Consider the following 24,286-nt stretch of genomic DNA (forward strand, 5'->3'; position numbering starts at 1 on the left):
CTCTTAAATTATAGGAAGTAAGACAAAATTTATATTGAATAGTTATTTATTAAGAACTCATTCGATATTTTTAAATTGATTATTCCTTTCAAATAATAATAGTGTGTGTGTTAGGGGAGTTCTCTGCCTAGAGGCTCCTCTTTATTGATCTATAATTTATTATTTACTTCATCTTTGTACAGCTTCTAATAGATTTTACTATATTTTCTTTTGAAGGTTTTATATCTTGTACACATTATAACCAATATGTTTCTCTTGCATGGAAAACAGAAGATCATTTATTAAAAAAGCTGGAATATTAGCTGGTTCATTCGGAATATTTTCACATTTACCCAAATCTATTGAAGCGGCATTGGCCATAGACCCTATTGAAGGTTCGACCTTTTTAGATGCCGAACACATCGTTTTGTTGATGCAGGAAAACCGTTCTTTTGACCATTCTTTTGGTACATTGCGAGGCGTGCGAGGATTTAATGATCGTCGTGCCATCACGCTTACAAATGGTAATCCTGTCTGGCTTCAATCGAATAAGCAAGGACATACATTCGCACCATTTCGCATGGATATCAAAAATTCGAAGGCAAGTTGGAGTGGTGATTTACCCCATTCATGGGAGAATCAGATCGGAGCCTGGAATGAAGGTAAGTTTGATAAATGGTTGGATTGGAAACAATCTGGTCGCAAAGAATATAAATATTTACCGCTGACATTGGGGTATTACACACGCGAGGATATTCCATTTTATTATGCTTTTGCGGATGCTTTCACCATATGCGATCAGCATTTCTGCTCCTCTATCACAGGAACAACGACTAACCGCCATTATTTTTGGACAGGTAAATGTACGGAGTCTGCTGGTTTAAAACCGTTAGTGCGCAATTCTGATACCTATTATAACAACATGGCGAGCTGGAAAACTTTTCCCGAACACCTGCAGGAAAGCGGAATCAATTGGAAAGTTTATCAGAACGAAATTAGCTTACAAAATGAAGTGTCTGGTAATGACGAAGGATTATTGGGCAATTTTACGGACAATAACTTGGAGTGGTTTGAGCAATACAATGTACGTTTTAAGAAAAGCCATATCGAGTTCTACCAACGTAGAATAAAGGAGCTTCCAGCAGAAATAGAAGCACTGGAAAAAGAACTTGCTGCTGATCCAAATGCCCAAAAGGTTAAAAATACGCTGACGCAAAAACAGAATCAGTTAGAAAGTTTCAAACGTGAGGCGGAACAATATTCCGCGGAAAACTATGCTAAGTTGTCAGATTTTGAAAAAGAATTACACGAACGAGCTTTTCAAACCAATGAAGGAGAGCCTTTTTATCACGAAACAGAAGAAATAGAATTCGAAGGTACTACGATTCGTGTGCCAAAAGGTGATGTATTGCATCAATTTCGCCAGGATGTAGAACAAGGCAAATTACCTACAGTAAGTTGGTTGGTCGCTCCTCAACATTTCTCCGATCATCCAAGTGCACCGATGTATGGTGCTTGGTATGTTTCGGAAATATTGAATATTTTGACCAAGAATCCAGAAGTATGGAAGAAAACCATCTTTATTCTCAATTACGATGAAAACGATGGGTATTTTGATCATATTCCTCCTTTCGTAGCGCCTAAACCATCAGATATTACTTCAGGTATGGTATCGGAAGATTTAAAATCAGATTTGCTGACAGAATATGTAACCAAAGAACAGGAATTGGCTTCGGGAGTAAGTGAATCCAATGCCACGGAAGGGCCAGTAGGATTGGGCTATCGTGTTCCGCTTATTGTAGCGTCACCGTGGACAAGAGGTGGATGGGTTAATTCCGAAGTATGTGATATTACTTCCACTATTCAGTTTTTGGAAGTGTTTCTGAATAAAAAGTATAATAAGAATGTTTTAGAGTCAAATATTTCTAAATGGCGCAGAGCTATTACGGGGGATTTAACCTCGGTGTTCCGAACATACAATTCACAAGAGAAAATGAATTTGCCAGATTTTCTGGATATGAAACGGCAGATTTCGGAAATAAATAGTGCTAAGAATAAACCCCTTCCAGATGGCTACAAAGAATTTACTCCCGCAGAAGTAGAAAAGATAAAGGCAGGGGAAAAACTACCGCAGCTGCCTTTTCAAGAGCAAGGTACCAAACCTTCCAATGCATTGCATTATGAGTTATATGTTCATGAATCTCAGCAACAGGGGCAAGTAGAATTGACTTTTGAAGCATCAGATAAGCTCTTTGGAACGAAAGCTTTGGCATGTGCTTTCAATGTATATGATCTGTCGGGCATGAACCGTTTTAGTAAATCTTTTGCTGTAAAAGCGGGTGATAAAATAAATCACCTTTGGAGAAAGGCAGAGAAGGGTACATATAACCTCGCCGTACATGGACCAAATGGATTTTATAGAAAATATCAGAGTACGCACGATAAAACCCACATTAAGGTAACGGTAAGTTATTCTGCTAAAAGTAATCTTATTTTACAACTGGAAAATACAGGCAGAGGTACACAAAATATCGATTGTTATAATGCTTATACAGGCAAAAAACTGACCGTGTCTCTGAAATCAAAAAAATCCATGACCTTGGAAGTTGATACACAGGAATATGGTCGCTGGTATGATTTTACCTTAAAAGCTGACGGTTGGGAGAGACAGTACGCGGGTAGAATAGAGAATGGTCAGCCTAGTATTTCAGATCCGTTAATGGCATAATGTTTTTATCTAGGAAAAATTTATTTATATTTAAGAAGATACTACAATTATATTCATGCGAAATTTACTATCCTTTTTCTTAATATTGATAGTCTTGGTCTCAACGGCTCAAGAAGGAAATTTAAAATTATCTTCAAAACGAAATTCGGATAAATCTATAGATATTGAATATGAGAAGATGGAAGCTGGTTCTTCAACCGTCATCCTTAAATTCAAAGAGCTATCCAATAGTTCATTGCGGAATACGGTTTTTACTGTTAATGGTTTTTCTGGAAATATCGTAACATTACAACCTATCAATAAAGACCAGTCTATAACTTATTCGTACACATACAGGTATGTGAGAGGTAAATTGAATCCCAAAATCTCGAAGGATTTTGTTTACGCTTTACCCTATCCTGTTTCAACAGAAGTAGCAGTACGAGAAGCCGGATTTTTACGTTCTAAATATTTTGGAAGCAAACAACCTGAGGATTGGAAAGTATTTTACTTAGTAACGAAAGAACAATCGATAGTGACCGCTTCGCGCAAAGGATTGGTGTTACAAGTAGAAAATGATAAAGAAGAAATCGATGAAGAGCGTGTTTCTTATTCTTCAGAATCCAATAAAATAATCATTGAGCATGAAGATGGTACCTTGGCTATGTATTCGGGTTTTGCTAAAGGAAGTATTAATGTAAGAGTAGGGGAGACAGTCATTCCTGGACAAGAGCTCGGTAGAAATATGAAGCGTGGTAATAATCAATATGCTATTTCTTTTTCTGTCTATTACCTAAAGAATGTAGACCAAATATTTGAAGAAAACAAAAATGTAACTACAGCAGAAAGTTATTATGGTTGGGTAAATCCACTATTTATAACTAATGCTGGAAATATAAACCTTGAAGGAAAACAAAAATACGAAGTTCAGCTTTCGGATGAGATTATTCAAAAAGAACTTTCTAAACGTGAACTCAAAAAATTAGGCAAATAAAGATCAAAGGCTTCCATTAAGGAAGCCTTTGTGCATTAAATAAAATCTTCTCGATAAGGGGAAAAGCTATCAATAAGCTCTCCATCTTCAAGACATTCACATCCGTGAATTATATTTCCTTGAATAATACAGCTATCACCGGCTTCTATAATTTTTGTTTCTTCCCCTATGGTGTATTTAAATTTACCCGATTGTACGAAAGAGATTTGAGTATGCGGATGCTGATGTAATGCGCCAATGCCTCCTTTTGTAAATCTGACTTTGACCAGCATAAGATCTGGCGTATAGACACAGATTTTTCGTTTTACATGGGCATCTATTATTTCCCAATCGTTTTCTTTATCCGAATAAAATGGTTTTGATAATTTATTTTGCATTTCGCAATTCAAGTTCTTTTTCTATTTCTTTGGCAAGCGTATTGCTTTTGTTTGCATTCCTGATGAAAAAATAGGCTACTAATAATGTCAAAATTGATCCGAATCCCAATCCTCCTTTGAAGGCACTGAAAGCAAAAACGCCAATGGTGAATCCTACAAGTACGGCATTAATGATTTTTTCAGTTTTAAGTTGTTTTAGTTTCTTGTTTAGTTCTTGTGTGCTCTGTTCGAATAGACTTGTTAATTCCATAGTGTATATGTAGGCTAAGCTAATTTTTAGACGTAAAAATAAGCATTATAAATGACTAAAAATGTGCCCTACATTACTAATTGCTTGATTTATTATATTCTTTGAGCGCCTCTAATATTTTTTTCTTTTCTAATAGTTTGAGTGCTTTCGTATTATCCAAAATCATGGGCTTCAGATTTTCTCAGTGGTTTCATCTATAATATATTTTAAACCTCATTAAATTCTTTTGGGTATTGTACCGTTCCATTTACATCTTCTAAAGCGTTTGGAATTAATTCAAGTGCCATAAAAACTTCATCAGGTACCTCAAAAGGCGCTTTAATTTCCCATTTGGACGCAGGTTCAAAACCAAATTTCGGGTAATAATGTTCATGACCCAGGACTATAACAGAACCAAAACCTAATTCCTCCGCACGTTTTAATCCTTCGCGAATGAGTTGTCCGCCAATGCCTTGCTTTTGAAAATCCGCACTAACTGCCATTGGCGCTAACGCTAAAGATTCGATTGCTGAATCGCCATTTACAATTTTAATCTTGGTAAAAAGTATATGCCCAACCAGTTGATTATCTAGTTCTGCAACTAATGAAAGTTCGGGTATAAAAGTATCACTGTGACGCAAAGCATCGACTAAATTTGCTTCAGCTTCTTGTTCAAAAGCTTGTTTATTAATTTGATAAACCGCTTGGATATCTTTGGGTTGTTCTTGTCGGATGGTAGGAGGCATGGTGTCTTTAATTATTGATTTTTAATTAATGTTATGTTTTCCATATCAGGGGTATATAAAGGAGAGTCAGATGCATAAGGAACTCTACCCGATGGAACATATTTTGAAGAGTCTTTGAGATGAACATCTTGATCATCAAAGAAAATATGAGCACCAAAAGCTTTAAGAACTTTATCTTTTGAAAGACCTCCTAAAAAATAAGCTTCATCAACGTATACCCCCCCCCATTTTCTTAATGTTTTAATAACTCTCATATGAGCAGGTGCATTTCTTGCAGTTACTATCGCTAGTCTCAAAGGTGATAATTCAATAGTTGTATGAAATTGTTCTTGAATTTTTGAAAGTTTAATAAGAAGTTTTGCAAACGGACCTTCACCAAGTTCGACATCTTCATTCTCTAGTTCAAATTTATGAAAAGCATCTAACCCTTCTTTTTTATATCTGCTTTCGGAATCATCTGAGAATATTACAGCATCAGCATCGAAAGCTATTTTCACTCTATTATCAGTTGATTTAAACTCTGTAGGAGGAGAATATATATATGCTGCAGCGCATTGTTTGGAATCTATTACAGATTGAACATCTTTTGAATCTTTACTTAGAAATAAATCTATATCAAATGCATCAATATAGGGGGCTAATGGCTCACCTCCACTGAAAGCCATTCTAGAAATATCTAACTTGTATTGTCTGACTGAGTTCATTATCCTTACTCCTGTTTCTGGACTATTTCACGACATTACTACAACCTCTACAATCCTTTTTTTAGCATCATTGTTTAAATGTAGCAAGCTTTGAACTAAATGAAACGCAGTTCCTGGATTTAAAGGCTCATTTTCGTTTTCCTGCTGAAACTTCCTATATCCTGCAATACCTTCACTTTCGAAAATTTGATTTTCTTTTTCAAGATCAAATAGAGCTCTACTTGAAACTCCAATTACTAAGATTTCTGACAAATCAACAGGCATAATTTCAATATTTTATTGGTTCTTAAAAATTCTTCCCTTCCAAAAGTATCGGGGAGTTTGTTTTGGAAGGAAAGTTAAATATTATTACGCTCTTTCGTATACTTCGAACGTATAATCAAAAGTGTGTTTTTCGTCTTTTTCGTGCTTTTCAGCGCTTACTAATTTCCATTCATGATCTAATAATTCAGGGAAATACGCATCGCCATCTATTGTGGTATGTACACGAGTCAACAATATTTTATCTGCTAAAGGCAAAGTTTGCTTGTAGATTTCTGCACCACCGATAATAAAGATTTCGCGCTCGTCACGGCAATAGTTTAATACCTCTTGCACACTATTCGCTACATCCACTTCATCGTGGCTATAGTTCATATCACGCGTCAAAATAATATTGCGACGCTCAGGAAGTGGTTTTCCAATCGATTCAAAAGTCTTGCGACCCATCACGACAGAATGTTCTAAGGTATTTTTCTTAAAGTATTTAAAATCATTCGGCAAATGCCAAGGCATCTGATTGTTTTTGCCAATGGCATTATTTTCCGCAGCAGCTACGATTAATGTTATTTTAGTATCACTCATTGATTGTTAATTTTCAAATCTCCAAATTATCTCATTCTCTAAAGCTCTATACCGCCACCGGAGCTTTGATATGCGGATGGAATTCATAACCCACCAACTCAAAATCCTCAAATTTAAAATCAAAAATATCCTTCACTTCTGGATTGATTTTCATTGTAGGAAGCGGTTTTGGCTCACGAGACAATTGCAATTCTGTCTGTTCGAAGTGATTGCTGTAGATATGGGCATCCCCAAACGTATGTATAAATTCACCAGCTTCCATATCACATACTTGCGCTACCATCATCGTCAATAGCGCATAAGAAGCAATATTGAACGGTACTCCTAAGAAAATATCCGCAGAACGTTGGTACAATTGACAGGAAAGTTGCGGTTTCAAAATTCCTTTTTCTGGTTGTGCGGGAGCTACATTGAACTGGAAGAAAGCGTGACAAGGCGGCAAAGCCATGTTTTCGATTTCCGCGACATTCCACGCTGAGACAATAATACGGCGTGAATCCGGTGAATTTTTCAACTGATTAATCACTTGCGTGATTTGGTCGATATGTCTGCCATCCGGTGTTGGCCAAGAGCGCCATTGCGAACCGTATACCGGTCCTAAATTACCGTTCTCATCTGCCCATTCATCCCAAATGCTTACCCCATTATCCTTAAGGTATTTGATATTAGTTTCTCCTTTCAAAAACCAAATCAATTCGTGGATAATCGACCGTAAATGCAGTTTTTTAGTCGTTATAATCGGAAAACCTTCTTGAAGATTGAAACGCATTTGATAACCAAAAACACTGCGTGTACCCGTACCCGTTCTATCTGTTTTGTCCACTCCTGTGGTGTATACGTGTTTTAGTAAATCTAAATATTGTTTCATGTTTCAGTAAGTTTTAAAGATTTTCTACGATTTTAGAATATTCAAAACTACTGAAATTAGCGGGAAGGAAAAAGTGCTTTTACTTTTAAAAATGTCATTGGCATCTCAAATCTTATAACTATAAAGGTAAGTCTAAAAAAAAGCGTATTTTTGCAACTTATTATGAATAAAAAAGTAGCTTTCTATACACTGGGTTGTAAGTTGAATTTTTCGGAGACTTCATCTATTGGACGTCAGTTCAAAGATGCAGGCTATGATACCACGCCATTCAATTCGCCAGCAGACGTTTATGTAATCAACACGTGTTCGGTGACGGACAATGCGGATAAGAAATGTCGAAAGGTGGTGAAGGAAGCGTTGAAATATTCGCCAAATGCATATATCACAATTGTAGGCTGTTACGCGCAATTGAAACCGCAAGAAATCGCAGAAATTCCTGGTGTGGATATGGTATTGGGTGCTGCGGAGAAATTCAATATTATTGAGCATATCAATGACTTGACCAAACAAGAGAAAGCGGTTGTTCATAATGCACCGATTGATGAGACGAACCAATTTGTGACGGCTTATTCGATTGGTGACCGTACGCGTACTTTCCTAAAAGTACAAGACGGATGTGATTATTCATGTACATTTTGTACGATTCCATTGGCACGTGGGGCTAGTCGTTCGGGTAAAATAGAAGATATTGTGCGTCAAGCGGAAGAAATTGCAGCTTCCGGTGTGAAAGAAATTGTGTTGACGGGTGTGAATATTGGAGATTTCGGTATTCGTGATGGCAAACGTCAGGACAAATTCTTGGATTTGGTAAAGGCATTGGACGAAGTAGAAGGTATTGACCGTATTCGTATTTCATCGATTGAACCGAATTTGTTGGCTAATGAGATTATCGAATTTGTAGCACAGTCCAAACGTTTTGTTCCGCATTTTCATATGCCATTGCAATCGGGAAATAACAAGGTGTTGGCAAAAATGCGTCGTCGCTATAAACGTGAGTTGTATGCAGAGCGCGTAGCGAAAATTAAATCGTTGATGCCAAATGCTTGTATAGGTGTGGATGTGATTGTGGGTTTCCCTGGTGAGACACGAGAAGATTTTATCGATACCTACAATTTCTTGAATGATCTGCCTATTTCGTATTTGCATGTATTTACTTATTCAGAACGTGAAAACACGATTGCGGCACAGATGGAAGGTGCCGTACCGGGAGCGCAACGTTCGGATCGTAGTAAGATGTTGCATATCCTTTCGGAGAAAAAGCGTCGTGCTTTCTATGAAGAAAATTTGGGTGCCATCGGAGAGGTGTTGTTTGAATCAGATGAGAAGGATGGTTATATGCACGGATTTTCTAAAAACTATGTGAAAGTACGTACACCTTACGATCCATTGTTAGTTAATGAGATTGTTCCGGTCAAATTCACTTCCATTTCTGAATCAGGAGATGTTGATATAGAAGAATTGCCAGAGCTTTTGGCACACTAAAATAAACAGAAAGGGATGAGTAATCATCCCTTTTTTATGTCCGAATATTTCGGTAAATTCCTAAAATATTCCCAATTCTTATTGTAATATTGTTTCTACTATGAAAGTATTAATTGTCGAAGATGAATTAGCACTACAACAGGGCATTCGTGAATTTTTGGAAGGAGAGAAGTTTTTGGTAGAAACCGCTTCGACATATTTGGAAGCGGTGGACAAAGTGATGAACTATCCTTATGATTGTGTATTGCTGGATATTATGCTTCCTGGAGGTTCGGGAATGGATGTGCTGAGGGAAATGCGTGCTAATCAGGTCAAAAGCCCAGTTTTGATTCTTTCGGCCAAAGATTCTGTAGAAGATAAAGTTGCTGGATTAGAAATTGGAGCAGATGATTATTTAGCAAAACCATTTCATTTTGCGGAATTATTGGCGCGACTAAAATCTATTATTCGTCGCAATGCACAGGATGGTGAACAGCTTTTGCGATACAAAAATGTAAGCTTGAATCCCGAAACTAGAGAGGTGAAAATTAATGGTGTGAATCTTACTTTGAATCGAAAAGAGTACGATCTTTTTTACTATTTCATGCTTCGTCCAAATAAATTACAGGAAAAATCTACATTAGCTGAAACGGTGTGGGGTGACCATGCTGATCAAGCGGATAATTTAGATTTTATCTACTCGCAAATAAAAAACCTTCGTAAGAAATTGAAATCTGCCAATGCCGATTGTGATATTCAAGCGGTGTACGGTGTGGGATATAAATTGATTTAAATGGCTATTTCTGTAAAAAATTATACCAACAGATATGTTAGTATTGCTATCTTAATTGTAATGGCTGTGTGGGCTGCATTGTTCTATGCAGTCATTATGGATGAAGTCTATGACAATATCGACGATGGGCTGAAAAATCAAAAAATCCTTATTATCCGTGAGGTGTATAGCAATCCAAAACTGATTGAAGAATCCAAAGAATTTGGTATCAATCAATTTGTGATTCGTAAGGTCGAAAATCTGGAAGAAACCGTCGACCAAAATAAATTCTCGAAAGAATTTATCTACATGCCATATGATGCAGAAGAGGAGCCTTACCGAATTTTACGTACGGGCTTTTATGATGCATCAGGAAAACCTTATCATTTGGAAATTCGCACTTCCACCGTTGAAGAGGATGATTTTTTGATTAATCTGGCTATTTCTTTATTGGTGCTGTACGTGGTTATTGTGTTGAGTATTTTGATTATTAACCACTATATGTTGGGACGTGCATGGCAACCTTTCAAACAAATTTTAAAGAATCTTTCCAAATATCGTTTTGGTAAAGCGAACAGTTTTGAAGCGGTATCTTCACCGGTTTCCGAGTTTAATGACTTGAACAATCATATTTCGCATATGATTCAACAAAATGAAAAGGTCTTTGATAATCAAAAGCGTTTTTTGGAAAATGCTGCGCATGAATTACAGACACCATTGGCTGTTGGAATCAACAAACTCGAACTTGTGCTTGAAAACTCCCATCTAAATGAAGATGATACGGTTCGAATCGTAGAGGCAAAACGTTCTTTGCAACGGATGGTAAACCTCAATAAGAGTTTGTTAACGCTTTCACGTATCAACAATCAACAATACGCCGGCAACGATAACGTACTAGTTAATACAATAGTCCGAGATTTATTAATGGATTACGAAGATGTATTGCAATACAAAGATATCAAAGTGGATTTTCAGGAGAAGGGAGAGTTCCTAGTGGATGCGAATACCGATTTGATGCAGATTTTATTTTCGAATCTGTTGAGCAATGCAATTAAGTATAATTTGAAATCGGGATCGATTGCTATAGATATTTCTAGTAATGCTATTTCTGTTTCCAATACCAGCACAGAGCGAGCCTTAAATCCAGATTATATCTTTGAACGATTTTATAAAGGCAATCAAGATCATAATTCTAATGGTCTAGGCCTGTCTATTGTGCATACTATTCTGGAGAAATACCCTCCTTTAAAGATTCAGTACGCTTACCAAAATAATATGCAAGTGTTTGAAATTAAAAAAGTTGAGTAATTTTTTTTAAATAGGTTCGATTTTCCCAAATCTTTCCCAAATCTGTTCTGAATTTTGTAGTGTAATCAAAAGGATAACAGATGAAAACAATGTTTAAAACACTTTCAGTAATAGGATTAATGGCAGCAAGTTTAGCTGTTAATGCCCAAGATAAAATTATTCAATTATCTCAATTGCCTAAGCAAGCGCAAACTTTCTTAAAAGCGCACGGTGCTACAAATGGTATTTCCTATATCAAAATGGAAGATGAGCTTTTCAAAAAATCATACGAAGTAAAAATGAATGATGGCTCGGAATTTGAATTTGACAAAAATGGAAATTGGAAAGAAATTGATTTGAAACATAAAGCTGTACCTGCGGCGTTAATTCCACAGCCTATTAAAGTTTATGTAGCGAAGAGCTTTCCAAATAACAAGATTGTGAAAATCTCGAAAGAATCTTCTAAATATGAAGTAGAATTGTCTAATGGATTGGATCTGGAATTTAATTCTAAAGGAAAATTCTTACGTATTGATGATTAATTATTGAATAACACACTAATATATAGACTATGAAAAATTTATTTTCTAAAATCGCTTTGTTATCTGCAGTCGTATTTACAATGACTTCATGTGATAAAGACGATCAGTTAATTTCAAATGAAGAATTACCAACAGTATCTAAAACTTTCGTAAACGAATATTTTGGAAGTGCTAAAATTATCTCCACTGTCAAAGACAAAGAAGGCATGTCATCTTATGAATATGAAGTGAAATTAGATAATGGTGTTGACATTAAATTTGATAATGCAGGTTTATGGCAAGATGTAGAAATGAGAAATGACACACAAGCATTACCTAATACAGCTTTTATCTTACCCACAATTGTTGATTATGTTACGACTAATTACGCATCAGCTGGTATAAATGGTATCGATAGAGAGTTGAATGGTTTTGATGTAGAATTGACGAATGATGTGGATTTAGTATTCGACAAAGAAGGGAACTTCATCCGTATTGACAGATAATCCTAACACATACACTATAATTTCATTTTGGTAAATGAGGAAAGGGACAACCACTGTTGTCCCTAATTTTTTTTATAATATTCCAATGTCGCTCTTATTGGCTTGTTTTGAAATTTTATTTACGAATACAGAACTTATATTTCATATTGAAATTGTATTCTTTCCCTGGTTCTAAGATAAATTGTGGGAATGCTGACTGATTTGGATGATCGAGGTGATGCTGCGCTTCGAAACAAAAACCACCATTTTCTAAATATTTTTTACCTGATTTACCTAAATCATCTGATAAATAATTGCCAGAATAAAGATGTACAGTAGGGTAATCTGTATACAATTCCAAAGTAATACCTGACTCAGGACTATAAGCTGACGCAGCTACTTGAGAGTACGCATTTTCATTGATGTAGCTGTGGTCAAAACCTTTGGCAATATGTAATTGATTGTCTTCAGCACCAATTCTATCCGCTATTTTAGCTTCTTGTGTAAAGTCGAATACTGTTCCAGTAACATCTTTCAAATGTCCTGATGGCAACTGATTTTCATTTATTTCAATCAATAGGTTCGAATTAATTTGAACGAGATGATTCAGAATATCGCCATTTCCTTCTCCATTTAGATTGAAATAAGCATGATTCGTTAAATTGATAATAGTACGTTTCTCAGCAGTCGCTCTAAAATTAATTATGATTTCGTTATCATCAGTTAGTTCGTAGGTAACCGAAATTTTTGCTTCCCCTGGAAACCCAGCCTCACCGTCAGGTGATACATAATAAAAGGTTACTTTTTTACGAAAACTCACTTGTCTATCCCACACTTTCGTATGAAATCCTTCTGGCCCACCATGCAAGCAATTAGTTCCATTGTTTTGCGGTAAGGTGTATTCTTGTCCATCAATTACGAATTTACCATTAGCGATGCGGTTGGCAAATCTACCAATTGTGGCACCATGATATAATTCTTTAGCCTTTAGATAACCTTCTATGCTATCAAATCCCAATACCACATCGATTAAATTGCCATTCTTGTCGGGTACTAAAGCACTAACAAGTCTTGCACCATAGTCTGTCAATGCGATTTGCATTCCAGCTCTATTTTTTAAAGTAAATAAGTGGGTGTTCTTACCGTTTAGATTTCCTTCAAATTTCTCTACCTCGGGTAATATATAGCTAGTGCTCATTAGTCTAATTGATTATACTTTTTGCTAAAAATAAGAAAAAACGTTGACAAGATGAAGAAAAGGAATTTTTGTATTATATTTAGGAGTATGGAAAAAAAGTACGTTTACCTATCATTTGCTTTTTTGGCAATCCTGTTATTCATTTATACGTTTATTTTTGTCGATGAAACGCATCATTTGGTGCTTAATGCAGGTTGGGAGACGAATTTAATAGAAACCAAATGGCTTCTTTATTTAGTGGTGGGTATAGGTATTTGCTTGTGGGGCTTTTATCATTTTTTTGGTTCAATTTTATATAGCGAAGGCCTGATTTATCTCCATTTAATATCGTATTTAATATTAGCCTTAGTCTTAATTCTTTGGGACAATAATACATTTTCTCTTCAAGAAGCTGTAGAGTCACAAACGTATAATTCTGTACATGATTTACGCAGTGATTACCACAATGTTAGCGGCCGTGAAACCATTTACCGATCTTTGTTTTGGCTATTTTTATTAATTCAGCCTATTGGTTTGGTTAATTTGTTGATGGGCTTTCTCAAGCCAAATGAAAAATAGCGCACTAATGTTATAAGTCAGAAAGCGTATATTTGTCGCTGAAAAAATCCGATATCTTAATGAACTGGAAACAACTTATATCTGCTAAACGGTGGGGCTATGAAAGACGTGAGTCACATGAGCAATTTGATGCAAGATCTGAATTTCAACGGGATTATGATCGTTTAATATTCTCCTCGCCATTTCGACGTTTACAGAATAAGACACAAGTTTTTCCTTTACCAGGAGCTGTATTTGTACACAATCGTCTGACTCATAGTTTGGAAGTCGCTTCGGTAGGACGATCTTTGGGGCGTTTGTTTTATAATTTGATGAAACAAGAATACCCTAAAATCGATGAAGAAGTACCTTATTTGCAAGAGGTAGGAAATATTATTTCTGCTGCCTGTCTATCGCATGATTTGGGAAATCCAGCATTTGGACATTCGGGAGAGGCAGCGATTTCATCTTATTTTACCGAAGGTGAGGGAAAAAAATATCAGGAGCAGGTTACACCAAAACAATGGTCAGATTTAACCCATTTCGAAGGTAATGCTAATGCATTGCGTATTTTGACACATGCTTTCAATGGGAAAGATCCAAAAGGATTTGCATTGACATATGCTACCTTAGCATCCATCGTAAAATATCCTTGCTCGGCGATTGATGGACATGTGAAAGGTAATCATCACCGCAAAAAATATGGTTTTTTCGAAGGAGAAAGAGAATCATTTGAGAAAATAGCGCTGGAATTAGGCCTACAAAAAGATCCTACCAATCCAAACGGCTATTTACGTCATCCTTTGGTGTATTTGGTCGAAGCGGCAGATGATATTTGTTATAATATCATTGATTTAGAAGATGCACATCATTTAAAAATATTGTCTTACGAAGAGGTTGAGGATTTGCTACTTCCATTGTGTGGTAGCGAAAGCCTGAAAGCGCGTTTGGAAAGTTTAGGTGATAAAGGATCAAGAGTTGAATTATTACGAGCGAAAGCCATTAATACCTTAATTCAAGGTTGTGCTTCTGTATTTGTCCAAAATCAAGATAAATTTCTTACAGGAGCTTTTGAAAGTTCATTAGTGGATGCTTTAGATACAGAAATCGTGAAACAAATGAAGAAGATTGAGAAAGTTTCTGTGGCACGTATCTATAATGCTCCGACAGTTGTGCAAATAGAAATTGCAGGTTATAAAGTAATGAATGCTTTATTGGAAGAATTTGTGCCAGCGTATTTGAAAACAAATAAAACGATGTTCGATAAGAAATTGGTGGCTATGATACCTGAACAGTTTCATACAGATAAGGAAGATGCGTATTCCAAAATACGTGCGGTATTGGATTTCGTGTCAGGAATGACCGATGTCTATGCTGTAGATTTGTATCGTAAAATAAAAGGGATTTCAATTCCTTCATTAGATTAAAGTAGATAAACAGATGTTAGATTTGAGATGAAAGATAAATAGTTAGTCTATTGTCTTTTGTCTCAAATTTCTTGTCTAAAAGATATATGAAAGTAGTAATAGCAGAAAAACCTTCCGTCGCTCGAGATTTAGCGCGTGTAATGGGGGCGAAGGATGTGAAAGATGGATATATTGAGGGAAATGGTTATGCCTTCACTTATGCTTTTGGGCATTTGGTGCAGTTGTGTACGCCTCAAGCCTATGGCTATAACACTTGGTCAGTAGCTAATTTGCCTATTATCCCACAAAAATTTGGCTTAGAGGTAAAGAAAATTCGTAAAGACGGAAAGCAAGTTGATGATACGGGCGCTTTGAAACAAGTCAATATCATCAAAGGCTTGCTGGATAAAGCTGAAGAAATCATTGTGGCAACGGATGCTGGGCGCGAGGGTGAATTAATCTTTCGCAATATCTATTATTATTTAGGATCTAAAGTCCCTTTCAAGCGTTTGTGGATTTCTTCTCAAACCGATAAAGCTATTAAAGAAGGTTTTGCTAATCTGAAAGATGGTACAGAATACGACAGCTTGTATCAATCTGCGCGTTCCCGTTCGGAATCGGACTGGTTGATTGGTATCAATGCTACCCAAGCTATTACGTTGGCTGCTGGAAATAAAGGATTATTGTCCTTAGGACGTGTACAAACGCCCACTTTGGCAATGATTTGTTCACGTTACTTAGAGAATAAGGATTTCAAACCGCAGGCTTTTTATAAGATTCAGGCAGGTTTTGAAAAAGATAATATATCGTTTAAAGCTACTTCAGATAAAATCGATAAAAAAGATGTAGCCGAAGAAACTGTTGCTAAAATAACGGTTGGTTCGGAAGCTAAAGTCGTTAAAGTGGAAGCTAAAGAAACCAAAGAACAACCTCCGTTGCTTTTTGATTTGACTTCGTTGCAACAAGATGCCAATAAAAAGTATGGTTATTCTGCAGATCAAACATTGAGTATTGCCCAAACTTTATACGAGAAAAAGGTGATTACTTACCCTCGTACAGGTTCGCGTTATATTGGTGAAGATGTTTTTGAACAAATTGAATCATTATTCCAGCATTTAGCGGACACAGCAGATGAAAGTATTGCTGCTATTTCGCGTAATTTAATTGGCGCAAAGCTTAATAAACGTTCTGTCGATGATAAAAAAGTAACGGATCACCACGCTTTATTGGTGACGGATGAGAAACCGGGTCCGATGCTCAAGGAGCAGCAAAATATCTACAATATGATTGCGAAGCGTATGGTCGAAAGTTTTTCGGAAGTCTGTTTGAAAGATATTACGACTGTGACCATTGACGCAGCAGGCGTGGAGTTGATTGCCAAAGGAACCGTGATAAAGCAATACGGTTGGCGTTTGTCTGCAGATCAAGTCGAGCTTCCTGATGAAGATAAAAACAATGATGATCAGGACAATGAAAATGCGCAGTTGCCTAAGTTGACAGCAGAAGAAATGTTGGAAATTCTTTCCCTAGAGTTATCTGAACGTTTTACGAAGGCTAGACCCATACATACTGAGGCTTCTTTATTGAAAGCAATGGAGACTTCGGGTAAGGAAATCGAAGACGAGGAGATGCGTCAGGCGATGAAAGACTGTGGATTGGGGACACCCGCGACACGTGCTGCAACGATTGAAACATTGTTTCAACGTGATTATATCAAACGTGATAAGAAGAAATTGATTCCTACGGAAAAAGGATTAGCAGTTTATAATTTGGTCAAAGACCGCTCGATTGCTAAAGTGACATTGACTGGTAAGTGGGAACAGAAATTGGAGGAAATGCGTGCTAATAAAGTGTCATATGATGTCTTTATGAAGCATATCAAGGATTATACGGTAAAAATCACCAAAGAACTTTTACAACTTCGTATGTCGATTCCGCAAGAGGAGATAAAACCCCAACAAAAAGGTAAAATCAAATGTCCAAAATGCCAGCCGGGAAATATTCATTTGTACGATAAAGTCGCGCAATGCGATCATTATGCGCGAGGTTGTGATTTTAAAATCTGGCGTACGTTAAATGGTGTTTTCCTTGAAGAGAAAGAAATGAAAAATCTCTTAGAAAAAGGCAAAACTTCAGAACTAAAAGGTGTAAAAACCAAAGAAGGTCAAACAGTGAATGCGCCTTTGGTTTTTCAGGATTTTAAAGTTAGTGTAGGATAAAGAAGGATTTATGCGTCATTTCGAACGAAACGTAGCGAAGTGAGAAATCTAATGGTAAGATATTTCTCCATTTGAGATGATGTAAACTATTTGAATGATTGTTGGATGTTTTCTATAATCTTATCGGTATGGAATACCAAACCATATATAAACATGAAGATTTCTGGAAGATAAGTTAATAGTGGGACAATTATAATTAAATAAGCATACTTCCATTTTAATTTAATTGGATTTTCAAAATTGCGAATTCCTCGTATCTTATTCCATACATTTAAAAATGTATATCTAAAATACCATATAATAAAAGCTATATAAAGCAAATAAGTTGACAGTCTAAATAAGAAACTCACTTTTAAACTATAGGGCATAATCGTAAGATCTATTATTAGAATATTTAGTATTATAGGTGTCAAAATGAGTAAACCTAAAACAAATGTTCTGTTAAAAAGTAATAGACATGCAGCAACAATTTGACTTATTCCTATAAAGGCTTTGAAAGGTTGATGGTCGAAAAGATACCAGCCAATTTTGAATAAGCTTAACTCTTTAATAGGCGTATTAAGTTCCTCTGGTGTAAGATTTCCGAATTGTCCACCTGTTAGCTTTCCAACTCCATAGAACATAAATACAATAAAGAATAAAATCCGAATACCTAAAATAATAAATTCCTTAAGTTCTTTTTTAGTTACCATGGCTAGCTTTGTTTTATCTAAGATGCTTTCGGTAACCATTTTCCATAGATTTTTTTATATTTTAAAAACCTTAAGGTTAGCTATTTTATTAATGAAATTTATTCAATCTTAACTGTTTTAAAGAATTCTTCAAACTTTGGTTGATTTGTTGTGAATGTTCCTGGAGTAGCGGTGAAATTGATTATATAACCAATACCATTTCTATGAATGAAATATTGCTTTGTAACATAATATTTCATTTTTATAATACTACTTGTATAGTATGCTAAAATCTCACTAGAATCTGCTTTTTGACGGTGAATTTTTTGTGCAAATCCACTTACTCTTTTATAATCTTTTTCCGCTAAGTCTTCTGCATCTTTGATGTTAGGTGATTTTATACAGGTAATAGATACGGAGTTTTCTATTTCCTCCTTTTCCATTTCGGAATATAATTTTGGCATACCCCAAGCTATAATCATATAATTACTCGTAGGTGCTGGAGTTTCCTTGTAAACTGACCATTCCTTAGGAATAACAGCTTCAAATCCGAAATCTTTATTTAAGTATTGTTCTTGACCATTAGTTGTTGATAAAAAGACTAATAGGGTAAGTAAAAGAAGAGTTTTTTTCATTTTGAAGGATTATAATAGGTTATTTATCCAATTAAATATACAATAATTAATTTAATTATATAGATTAATCAATTACCCCAAAATGTCCAAGTGTATTATTAAAATACGAAAGGTTTATTGTGTTGTGCTATAGTTTTAGTATGTGTATACTAATAGCTTTGCATAAGTATTTTTATTCGATCTCTTTTTTTATCATCTCCTTTACCAAGAAATATTGTGCTAGGACATAAGTCATCATCACAACTAAGCTACCCCATAAGGATTCTTGATAGAATATATTTATTGCCAAAATCGAGTCCGATAGAACAAATAATCCAGCGCCAATAATTAACCATTTCTTATTGGTGCCAAGAGCTACATATAGCATTGTGCCAATGGTGATTGCATATAAGAATACTGGTGTTTTCATTGCTCCTAAATGCGGATATAAGAAACTACATAAGCCAATTATAAAAAGCAATATTGCAGGAAGGTACAATAAGTTTTGTCTTTTGAATAGCTTTTTGAAGGTTAAAATATAGAGAATATGTGCGATTAGAAAACTTGCTAGACCTGCAAATAAATCCTCCCGAAAACATTAAAAATAAGTCACCGAAGAAACTTAGTACTAAGCCTGATATAAATAACCACTTCTTCTTCTTAACACTACAAGCATAGTAACTAATGAGAATCGGAATCAATAAAGGCTTTGTAAAAGAACCGTAAGTATGTACTTAATTCAAAACCTATGATTACTTGGTCAAGAATTAAAACAATTATTAATAAGAGCAGATGTACTCGCTCATTTTATTCCGATGTCAATTCTTCTTTATTCAACACCTTATTCAACTGTTCCATATCCAGTTCATTTTCCCATTTCGCCATTACAAGACCTGCGGTAGCATTTCCAATAATATTAGTTAATGCACGTGCTTCACTCATAAAACGGTCTATTCCGAATACAATAGCAATCGATTCTACTGGAATATGCCCAACAACAGGCAGAGTAGCAGCTAGGATAATAAATCCTGAGCCTGTAACACCTGCAGCACCATTAGACGTGAAAGTTAGGACGAATAATAAGAAAAGTTGTTCACTTAATCCCATGGGTTGGTTGATAGCTTGAGCCAAGAACACGGAAGCCATAGTCAGATAAATAGCAGTCCCGTCAAGATTGAATGAATACCCAGTTGGTATAACCAAGCGAACTACGGATTTATTACATCCTGCGCGTTCTAGTTTCTCCATTATTGCGGGTAACACAGATTCTGAAGATGAAGTGCCCAATACAATTAGAAGTTCTTCTTTAATGTATTCTAAGAATTTCCATAGATTGATTTTATTGCGATATAGGATTAATCCTATAAAAACGAATATATAAATTAAACAAGCTACATAAAACCAAAGCATCATCATGCCTAGAGATTTTAGGATATCTAATCCATATCGACCAACAGTAAATCCTATGGCCCCCATAGCCCCTAAAGGTGCTACTTTCATAATCATTTTGATGACTAAGAAAATACCATCAAGAAAAGATTGGAAAACAACTTTTACAGGCTCTGCTTTTTCACCCATTTTAGCAAAAGCAAAACCTAATAATATTGCAAAGAATAATACTTGAAGAATGTTTCCCTCTGCTAAGGAGCCAATAATGTTATTAGGAATGATGTTGAGTAAGAATTGAACTATACCTTTTTGCTCTTTGCCTCCTTCAATGTAATTTCTTACTTGAGAAGTATCGAGATGCGCTACATTGATATTCATTCCAGCACCAGGTTGAGCTAGATTGACAACGAGTAGTGCTATAAACATAGCTGTAAAAGTGGTAATTTGAAAATAGATCATCGACCGAATACCTATTTTTCCCACCTTTTTTACGTCCTGCATTCCTGCAATACCCAATACTATACTACAAAAGATTAATGGAGCAATAATCATTTTGATAAGCTTGATAAAACCATCACCAAAAGGTTTCAGTGCAACGCCTAAATCGGGATAAAAATGACCTAAAGCAATACCAATTAGGATGGCAATGATTACTTGGAAATATAAGGTTTTAAAAAGCTTCTTCATGTGATGGTTTTAGGTGTATGCATTATTTATGAGCCTAAAATAACTTTAATTTTTGCAACTTGAAAGCGCTAAAGATGTCTTGCTCTTTAAAAGTATTATTTTTTTCGTCACTTCATCGTAATAAGGAAAAGTAAGGATTCAATAACGTACGAATTGTATTACCTTTGCTCTCGATATGACAACAAAACTCTACAATCCATTTTTAGATTTCAAATTTGATAATACGACGTGTTTTTTGACAGGAGAGAAGTTGACTTCGGCAGATGAGAAGATTCAGGTGTTTCCAGTTTGGATGATGCATGCTTTTTTTTTGGAGGAGAAACCATTTAAAATGTTGGATGAAAGTTTTGTGACGTACAAGCAGTTGCAACTACCTTGTTCCGCGAATGCAGCCTTGGCTTTTGAACAAGTTGAATCACAAGTCGAGCGTGCGATGCAAAATGGATACGCTGCGGTGAAGGAACTTTCGCAAGAAACTCTTTTTCAATGGGTAGCCAAAATATTGTATGGTGTTGTGTTTAATGAGATTCAAGCTGGTATTCGTCAAGCGGTGATGTCTGGTGAAGAGATGAATTTCTCACAAGCTTTGGTACATAAATTCCGTAATCTGCATGCTATGTTGCAGTCTATTGTTGTTCCGATGGAATTTGAGCATAAAAATCCTTTTACGGTTCAGATTTTTGAGGTAGATAATGCGGATAATACATTTTTGTATCGTGATGAAATCAATACGTTGATTTTCTCCTTGCGTATGAAGAATTTTGCGATTATTGCGACACTGCAAGATAATGGTACGCATGCGATTTATCATGACGAAGTGTTAGCAAAAGTTGAAGGTAAGAAATTGCATCCAGTGCAATTTGAGGAAATTTGTGCAAGATATTTCTATTCGGCTTATTTATTCAATCGCTTGCCAGAGTATACTTACATGGAAACTCCGCAAAAAGTCTTTGTAGAACCAATGCCGTTGAATGATTGGACACTCAAACCAATCTTTGATAACTGGGTAGTGAAAACTTACGGACAGGTATTGGAGAATTTCTGGAAACCGTGGGGGTTCTTATTGTTCGAAATCATTCAAAATCCTGAAAAGCCAATGTCTTTTATTGAAGACGAAAACGGCAATTTTAGAACGGATATTGACTTAACAAAAGGATAATTACTTATTCTTTATCTTTTTGTACTTCCGTGAAGTTGTAAAGGCTTGTTTTTTATTTGTTTCTGCAACTTGCTGCTTTTTAGCTTGATTGTTATAATAAGCAATCAATGCTGAGGGCCCTATTACAGGAATAGTTAAAGCAATAAAGGTTAAGATAAGCTGGCCACCAGTCGCATTCTTCAATTTGAATAACCGAAACAACATGATGCCAGTAAGCGCCATGTGTATCAGCAATACAATATTTACTAAAAGTCCCTTATTTATATCCATAGGGACAAAGATAAGGATATCTAACTTATTCGAATCATTAATTAATTCAATCGATACGCTGTTTTATTTCCAGTTTTATTCTCGTTCACGCTGTTTTGTACCTTGCTTTTCTTAATATAAATGTGAAAAGTCGTGCCTTGACCGATTTCTGATTCTACTTCTAACGACCAGCCTAAGCTCTCTACAAAATCATAACAAAGCAACAGTCCAATTCCAGCTCCTTGTTCATTTAATGTGCCTTTCGTACTTTTTCTGGATTCGTCATGAAGAAACATCTTTTGTAAATGGTCGTCCGAAATTCCAACTCCATTATCTTTTATGTAGAAATCCCAAACAATATGTTTATCATGAGCACCAATTTCAATTTCTTGGTAAAACTCACTGTATTTAATGGCGTTGTGGAGTATATTTCGAATCACAAATTCACAGCGCATTTCATCTCCTGTAATAATAAATTCTTTTGGCAGATTATTTCTTACATGTAATTGTTTTACTCTTATACTGGAGGATAATGTGATTATACATTTTTCTGTTATCAAATTTAAGTCAAAATCTTCCCATTTGACCGAATTGGATTTCATCTGTGCTTTAGACCAAAATAGGAGATCATTGAGCAAATTAGATGTGATATCCAATTCTTGTTTGACATTACTCATCAAATAAGCATAATTTTCTAGTGAGAGCTGCTGCTCTGTTGACATCTGTACGATTAAGTTAAGGGAATTGATGGGCGATTTAAGGTCATGCGAAATGATCGAAAACAATTTTGCCTTAAAAGCTTCTGATTGTTTTAACATGTTGTTTTGTTCGTACAATTGAGCAGCTTGTTGCTTGATAGATTGTTCGGATTTTGAAATCGCTTTATTTTTCTTGATTAGATTCAAAATAAGTAAGAGTAAAGCTAAAGCGAAAACTGAAGATATTATGCTAATTAACTTGTTTTTTTCTGCTTTATCTTGTGCTATTTTATTTTTTAATGAAAGATTGGCATTTTCTAATTCTTTCTTCTCTGTCTCGTATTTGATATTGAGCTCTTCTCGTATTTTTTGACGAGAAAGAAGTAGGCTGTTATAGTTAGTTTCTTGGACAGAATCGATTTCCTGCGTATTAGATCTCAAATTTCGGATTTTGTCCCGTAAAATAACCATCTCCTCATCATACATATTCAAAATGTGAAAGGCTTTATTATTTGCAATGTAGCTATACAAATCATCTAAGGTTTTTTCTGCTAATTCCGCATCCTTTTGAGCAAGCGCAATTTTACTTATATACATTTTACTACTTCCAACAGCTTCATCATTCTTATAATGAAGAGCTAACTCATTAGCTTTCTCGGCAAAATGCAAGGCTTTTGTGTAATCTTTGGCTTCAAAATAAACCCCTGCCAAAATGCTGTAAGTTTTTTCTAAAGTGCGATCTGTGCTAAGTTTTTCTTTGTATAAAATTGCTTCTTTTAAATGTTTTATAGCGGCATTCTTATCTTTATCCTTGCCTGTTTCGAGATATTTATCTTCATAATAATTTCCTAGATTATTGTTTAAACTGGATAATAACTTGATGTTATTATATTTTAAAGCATAGTCGCGGCTTTTGTGGTAAAATTTGATGGCTTGCTCTTTATCTTGGCCTCGATAATATACATTACCTATATTCAGCAAGGTTTCGGCCATTCCTAAAGTGTCTTTTTTTTCTTCCCTTATCTTGAGTATTTCATAATGACGGCCAATGCTTTCTTCATGTCTATCAAGTATGAATAGGCAAACTGCTTCCAAATTCATACAGCGGGTCATTAGATGAGTGTGTTCTGTTTTGGAAAAATATTTTGTTCCCAATTTCGCCCATTGTAATGCATTTTTAGTGTCATTAGCATAATTATTACGTGCAAGATCATAATATATCTGACCATTTATGGAATCAGGATTAGTCGGGTGTACACGTTTTAATAAACTATCGACATTAATCGATTGCCCATGAAGTAATGGCATGCATAATACAAGGCTAATTAAAACTACGAATAGTTTTGTTATTTGGTTTGGTAGCATGATAGGTTATAATGTAGTAATCAAATATAAATAATTATATCTAAAAATTCATTTTCACCCAATCCATTGTTATTCAATAAAAAAGGCTTGTCTATTTAGAGGACACTGAAAAAGTTTCTAT

At 35.4% G+C, this 24,286-nt stretch carries 22 protein-coding genes and 3 pseudogenes; 11 read left to right on the forward strand and 14 right to left on the reverse strand.

Annotation, left to right across the window (positions count from 1 at the left end; all coding sequences use genetic code 11):
• Positions 1 to 259 precede the first annotated feature (259 nt).
• Together G5B32_RS14380 and G5B32_RS14385 are read left to right on the forward strand one after the other, a co-directional pair.
• The gene (locus G5B32_RS14380) at positions 260 to 2,707 is read left to right on the forward strand and encodes a phosphocholine-specific phospholipase C (RefSeq protein ID WP_165292212.1); all 2,448 of its coding nucleotides are present in this window, start codon (positions 260 to 262) and stop codon (positions 2,705 to 2,707) included.
• A 55-nt stretch (positions 2,708 to 2,762) separates the two neighbouring features.
• Positions 2,763 to 3,680 carry a peptidoglycan DD-metalloendopeptidase family protein gene (locus tag G5B32_RS14385; protein WP_165292213.1) on the forward strand — a complete coding sequence of 306 codons (918 nt, stop codon included), beginning with the start codon at positions 2,763 to 2,765 and terminating at the stop codon, positions 3,678 to 3,680.
• A 35-nt stretch (positions 3,681 to 3,715) separates the two neighbouring features.
• On the opposite strand, the gene G5B32_RS14390 is transcribed toward G5B32_RS14385, so the two are convergent.
• The 6 genes and pseudogenes from G5B32_RS14390 to G5B32_RS14415 all read right to left on the reverse strand — a co-directional run bounded on the left by G5B32_RS14390 (position 3,716) and on the right by G5B32_RS14415 (position 7,447).
• Positions 3,716 to 4,057, reverse strand: a complete 342-nt coding sequence (locus G5B32_RS14390; protein ID WP_165292214.1) for a cupin domain-containing protein — start codon at positions 4,055 to 4,057, stop codon at positions 3,716 to 3,718.
• Positions 4,047 to 4,307: a hypothetical protein gene (locus G5B32_RS14395; RefSeq protein WP_165292215.1), complete on the reverse strand. Its 261-nt coding sequence runs from the start codon at positions 4,305 to 4,307 to the stop codon at positions 4,047 to 4,049. The genes G5B32_RS14390 and G5B32_RS14395 overlap by 11 nt, the downstream gene beginning before the upstream one ends.
• 206 nt (positions 4,308 to 4,513) lie before the next feature.
• Positions 4,514 to 5,032, reverse strand: a complete 519-nt coding sequence (locus tag G5B32_RS14400) for a GNAT family N-acetyltransferase (RefSeq protein ID WP_165292216.1) — start codon at positions 5,030 to 5,032, stop codon at positions 4,514 to 4,516.
• Positions 5,033 to 5,043: 11 nt separating this feature from the next.
• Positions 5,044 to 6,000, reverse strand: a pseudogene (locus G5B32_RS14405) (5'-nucleotidase).
• Positions 6,001 to 6,084: 84 nt separating this feature from the next.
• The gene (folA, locus tag G5B32_RS14410) at positions 6,085 to 6,579 is read right to left on the reverse strand and encodes a type 3 dihydrofolate reductase (protein WP_165292217.1); all 495 of its coding nucleotides are present in this window, start codon (positions 6,577 to 6,579) and stop codon (positions 6,085 to 6,087) included.
• A 46-nt stretch (positions 6,580 to 6,625) separates the two neighbouring features.
• Entirely contained in the window at positions 6,626 to 7,447 is an 822-nt protein-coding gene (locus G5B32_RS14415; RefSeq protein ID WP_165292218.1) for a thymidylate synthase, read from the reverse strand.
• A 162-nt stretch (positions 7,448 to 7,609) separates the two neighbouring features.
• Between G5B32_RS14415 and mtaB the strand changes: the two genes are divergently transcribed.
• The 5 genes from mtaB to G5B32_RS14440 all read left to right on the forward strand — a co-directional run bounded on the left by mtaB (position 7,610) and on the right by G5B32_RS14440 (position 11,994).
• Positions 7,610 to 8,929 (forward strand): tRNA (N(6)-L-threonylcarbamoyladenosine(37)-C(2))-methylthiotransferase MtaB, encoded by a 1,320-nt coding sequence (mtaB, locus tag G5B32_RS14420; protein ID WP_165292219.1) that lies wholly within the window; start codon positions 7,610 to 7,612, stop codon positions 8,927 to 8,929.
• A 100-nt stretch (positions 8,930 to 9,029) separates the two neighbouring features.
• On the forward strand, positions 9,030 to 9,701 hold the full coding sequence (locus G5B32_RS14425; RefSeq protein ID WP_165292220.1) for a response regulator transcription factor: 672 nt from the start codon (positions 9,030 to 9,032) through the stop codon (positions 9,699 to 9,701).
• A complete protein-coding gene (locus tag G5B32_RS14430; protein WP_165292221.1) occupies positions 9,702 to 10,988 on the forward strand; it encodes a sensor histidine kinase in 1,287 nt (428 codons plus the stop codon).
• Between the two features lie 80 nt (positions 10,989 to 11,068).
• Positions 11,069 to 11,509 carry a PepSY-like domain-containing protein gene (locus tag G5B32_RS14435; protein ID WP_165292222.1) on the forward strand — a complete coding sequence of 147 codons (441 nt, stop codon included), beginning with the start codon at positions 11,069 to 11,071 and terminating at the stop codon, positions 11,507 to 11,509.
• A gap of 29 nt (positions 11,510 to 11,538) precedes the next feature.
• A complete protein-coding gene (locus tag G5B32_RS14440; RefSeq protein WP_165292223.1) occupies positions 11,539 to 11,994 on the forward strand; it encodes a PepSY-like domain-containing protein in 456 nt (151 codons plus the stop codon).
• 115 nt (positions 11,995 to 12,109) lie between these two features.
• Here the strand turns inward: G5B32_RS14440 and G5B32_RS14445 are convergent, their stop codons facing one another.
• Positions 12,110 to 13,171 (reverse strand): aldose epimerase family protein, encoded by a 1,062-nt coding sequence (locus tag G5B32_RS14445; RefSeq protein WP_165292224.1) that lies wholly within the window; start codon positions 13,169 to 13,171, stop codon positions 12,110 to 12,112.
• 87 nt (positions 13,172 to 13,258) lie between these two features.
• Here G5B32_RS14445 and G5B32_RS14450 point away from each other — a divergent pair, with 87 nt between their 5' ends.
• The 3 genes from G5B32_RS14450 to G5B32_RS14460 all read left to right on the forward strand — a co-directional run bounded on the left by G5B32_RS14450 (position 13,259) and on the right by G5B32_RS14460 (position 17,333).
• Positions 13,259 to 13,729, forward strand: a complete 471-nt coding sequence (locus tag G5B32_RS14450; protein ID WP_165292225.1) for a hypothetical protein — start codon at positions 13,259 to 13,261, stop codon at positions 13,727 to 13,729.
• Positions 13,730 to 13,788: 59 nt separating this feature from the next.
• On the forward strand, positions 13,789 to 15,135 hold the full coding sequence (locus G5B32_RS14455) for a deoxyguanosinetriphosphate triphosphohydrolase (RefSeq protein ID WP_165292226.1): 1,347 nt from the start codon (positions 13,789 to 13,791) through the stop codon (positions 15,133 to 15,135).
• Positions 15,136 to 15,221: 86 nt separating this feature from the next.
• Positions 15,222 to 17,333 carry a type IA DNA topoisomerase gene (locus tag G5B32_RS14460; protein WP_165292227.1) on the forward strand — a complete coding sequence of 704 codons (2,112 nt, stop codon included), beginning with the start codon at positions 15,222 to 15,224 and terminating at the stop codon, positions 17,331 to 17,333.
• 86 nt (positions 17,334 to 17,419) lie between these two features.
• Here the strand turns inward: G5B32_RS14460 and G5B32_RS14465 are convergent, their stop codons facing one another.
• The 5 genes and pseudogenes from G5B32_RS14465 to dctA all read right to left on the reverse strand — a co-directional run bounded on the left by G5B32_RS14465 (position 17,420) and on the right by dctA (position 20,694).
• Positions 17,420 to 18,025: a DoxX family protein gene (locus G5B32_RS14465; RefSeq protein ID WP_165292228.1), complete on the reverse strand. Its 606-nt coding sequence runs from the start codon at positions 18,023 to 18,025 to the stop codon at positions 17,420 to 17,422.
• Positions 18,026 to 18,123: 98 nt separating this feature from the next.
• The gene (locus G5B32_RS14470) at positions 18,124 to 18,639 is read right to left on the reverse strand and encodes a hypothetical protein (protein ID WP_165292229.1); all 516 of its coding nucleotides are present in this window, start codon (positions 18,637 to 18,639) and stop codon (positions 18,124 to 18,126) included.
• A gap of 172 nt (positions 18,640 to 18,811) precedes the next feature.
• Positions 18,812 to 19,189: pseudogene (locus tag G5B32_RS17380) on the reverse strand (lysoplasmalogenase family protein); the annotation flags it as partial.
• Positions 19,074 to 19,322: pseudogene (locus G5B32_RS17740) on the reverse strand (hypothetical protein); the annotation flags it as partial. The pseudogenes G5B32_RS17380 and G5B32_RS17740, both read right to left, overlap by 116 nt.
• Before the next feature lie 103 nt (positions 19,323 to 19,425).
• Positions 19,426 to 20,694, reverse strand: a complete 1,269-nt coding sequence (dctA, locus tag G5B32_RS14485) for a C4-dicarboxylate transporter DctA (RefSeq protein ID WP_165292231.1) — start codon at positions 20,692 to 20,694, stop codon at positions 19,426 to 19,428.
• Positions 20,695 to 20,869: 175 nt separating this feature from the next.
• On the opposite strand from dctA, the gene G5B32_RS14490 reads away from it, so the two are divergent.
• Positions 20,870 to 21,853, forward strand: coding sequence for a hypothetical protein (locus G5B32_RS14490; RefSeq protein WP_165292232.1), 984 nt, complete (start codon positions 20,870 to 20,872; stop codon positions 21,851 to 21,853).
• On the opposite strand, the gene G5B32_RS14495 is transcribed toward G5B32_RS14490, so the two are convergent.
• Together G5B32_RS14495 and G5B32_RS14500 are read right to left on the reverse strand one after the other, a co-directional pair.
• Positions 21,854 to 22,123 (reverse strand): hypothetical protein, encoded by a 270-nt coding sequence (locus tag G5B32_RS14495; protein ID WP_165292233.1) that lies wholly within the window; start codon positions 22,121 to 22,123, stop codon positions 21,854 to 21,856.
• 41 nt (positions 22,124 to 22,164) lie between these two features.
• The gene (locus G5B32_RS14500) at positions 22,165 to 24,108 is read right to left on the reverse strand and encodes an ATP-binding protein (protein WP_165292234.1); all 1,944 of its coding nucleotides are present in this window, start codon (positions 24,106 to 24,108) and stop codon (positions 22,165 to 22,167) included.
• Positions 24,109 to 24,286 lie beyond the last annotated feature (178 nt).

The sequence above is a fragment of the Sphingobacterium sp. SGL-16 genome (assembly GCF_011043515.1).
In the GTDB taxonomy this organism is placed as follows: Bacteria; Bacteroidota; Bacteroidia; order Sphingobacteriales; family Sphingobacteriaceae; genus Sphingobacterium; species Sphingobacterium litopenaei.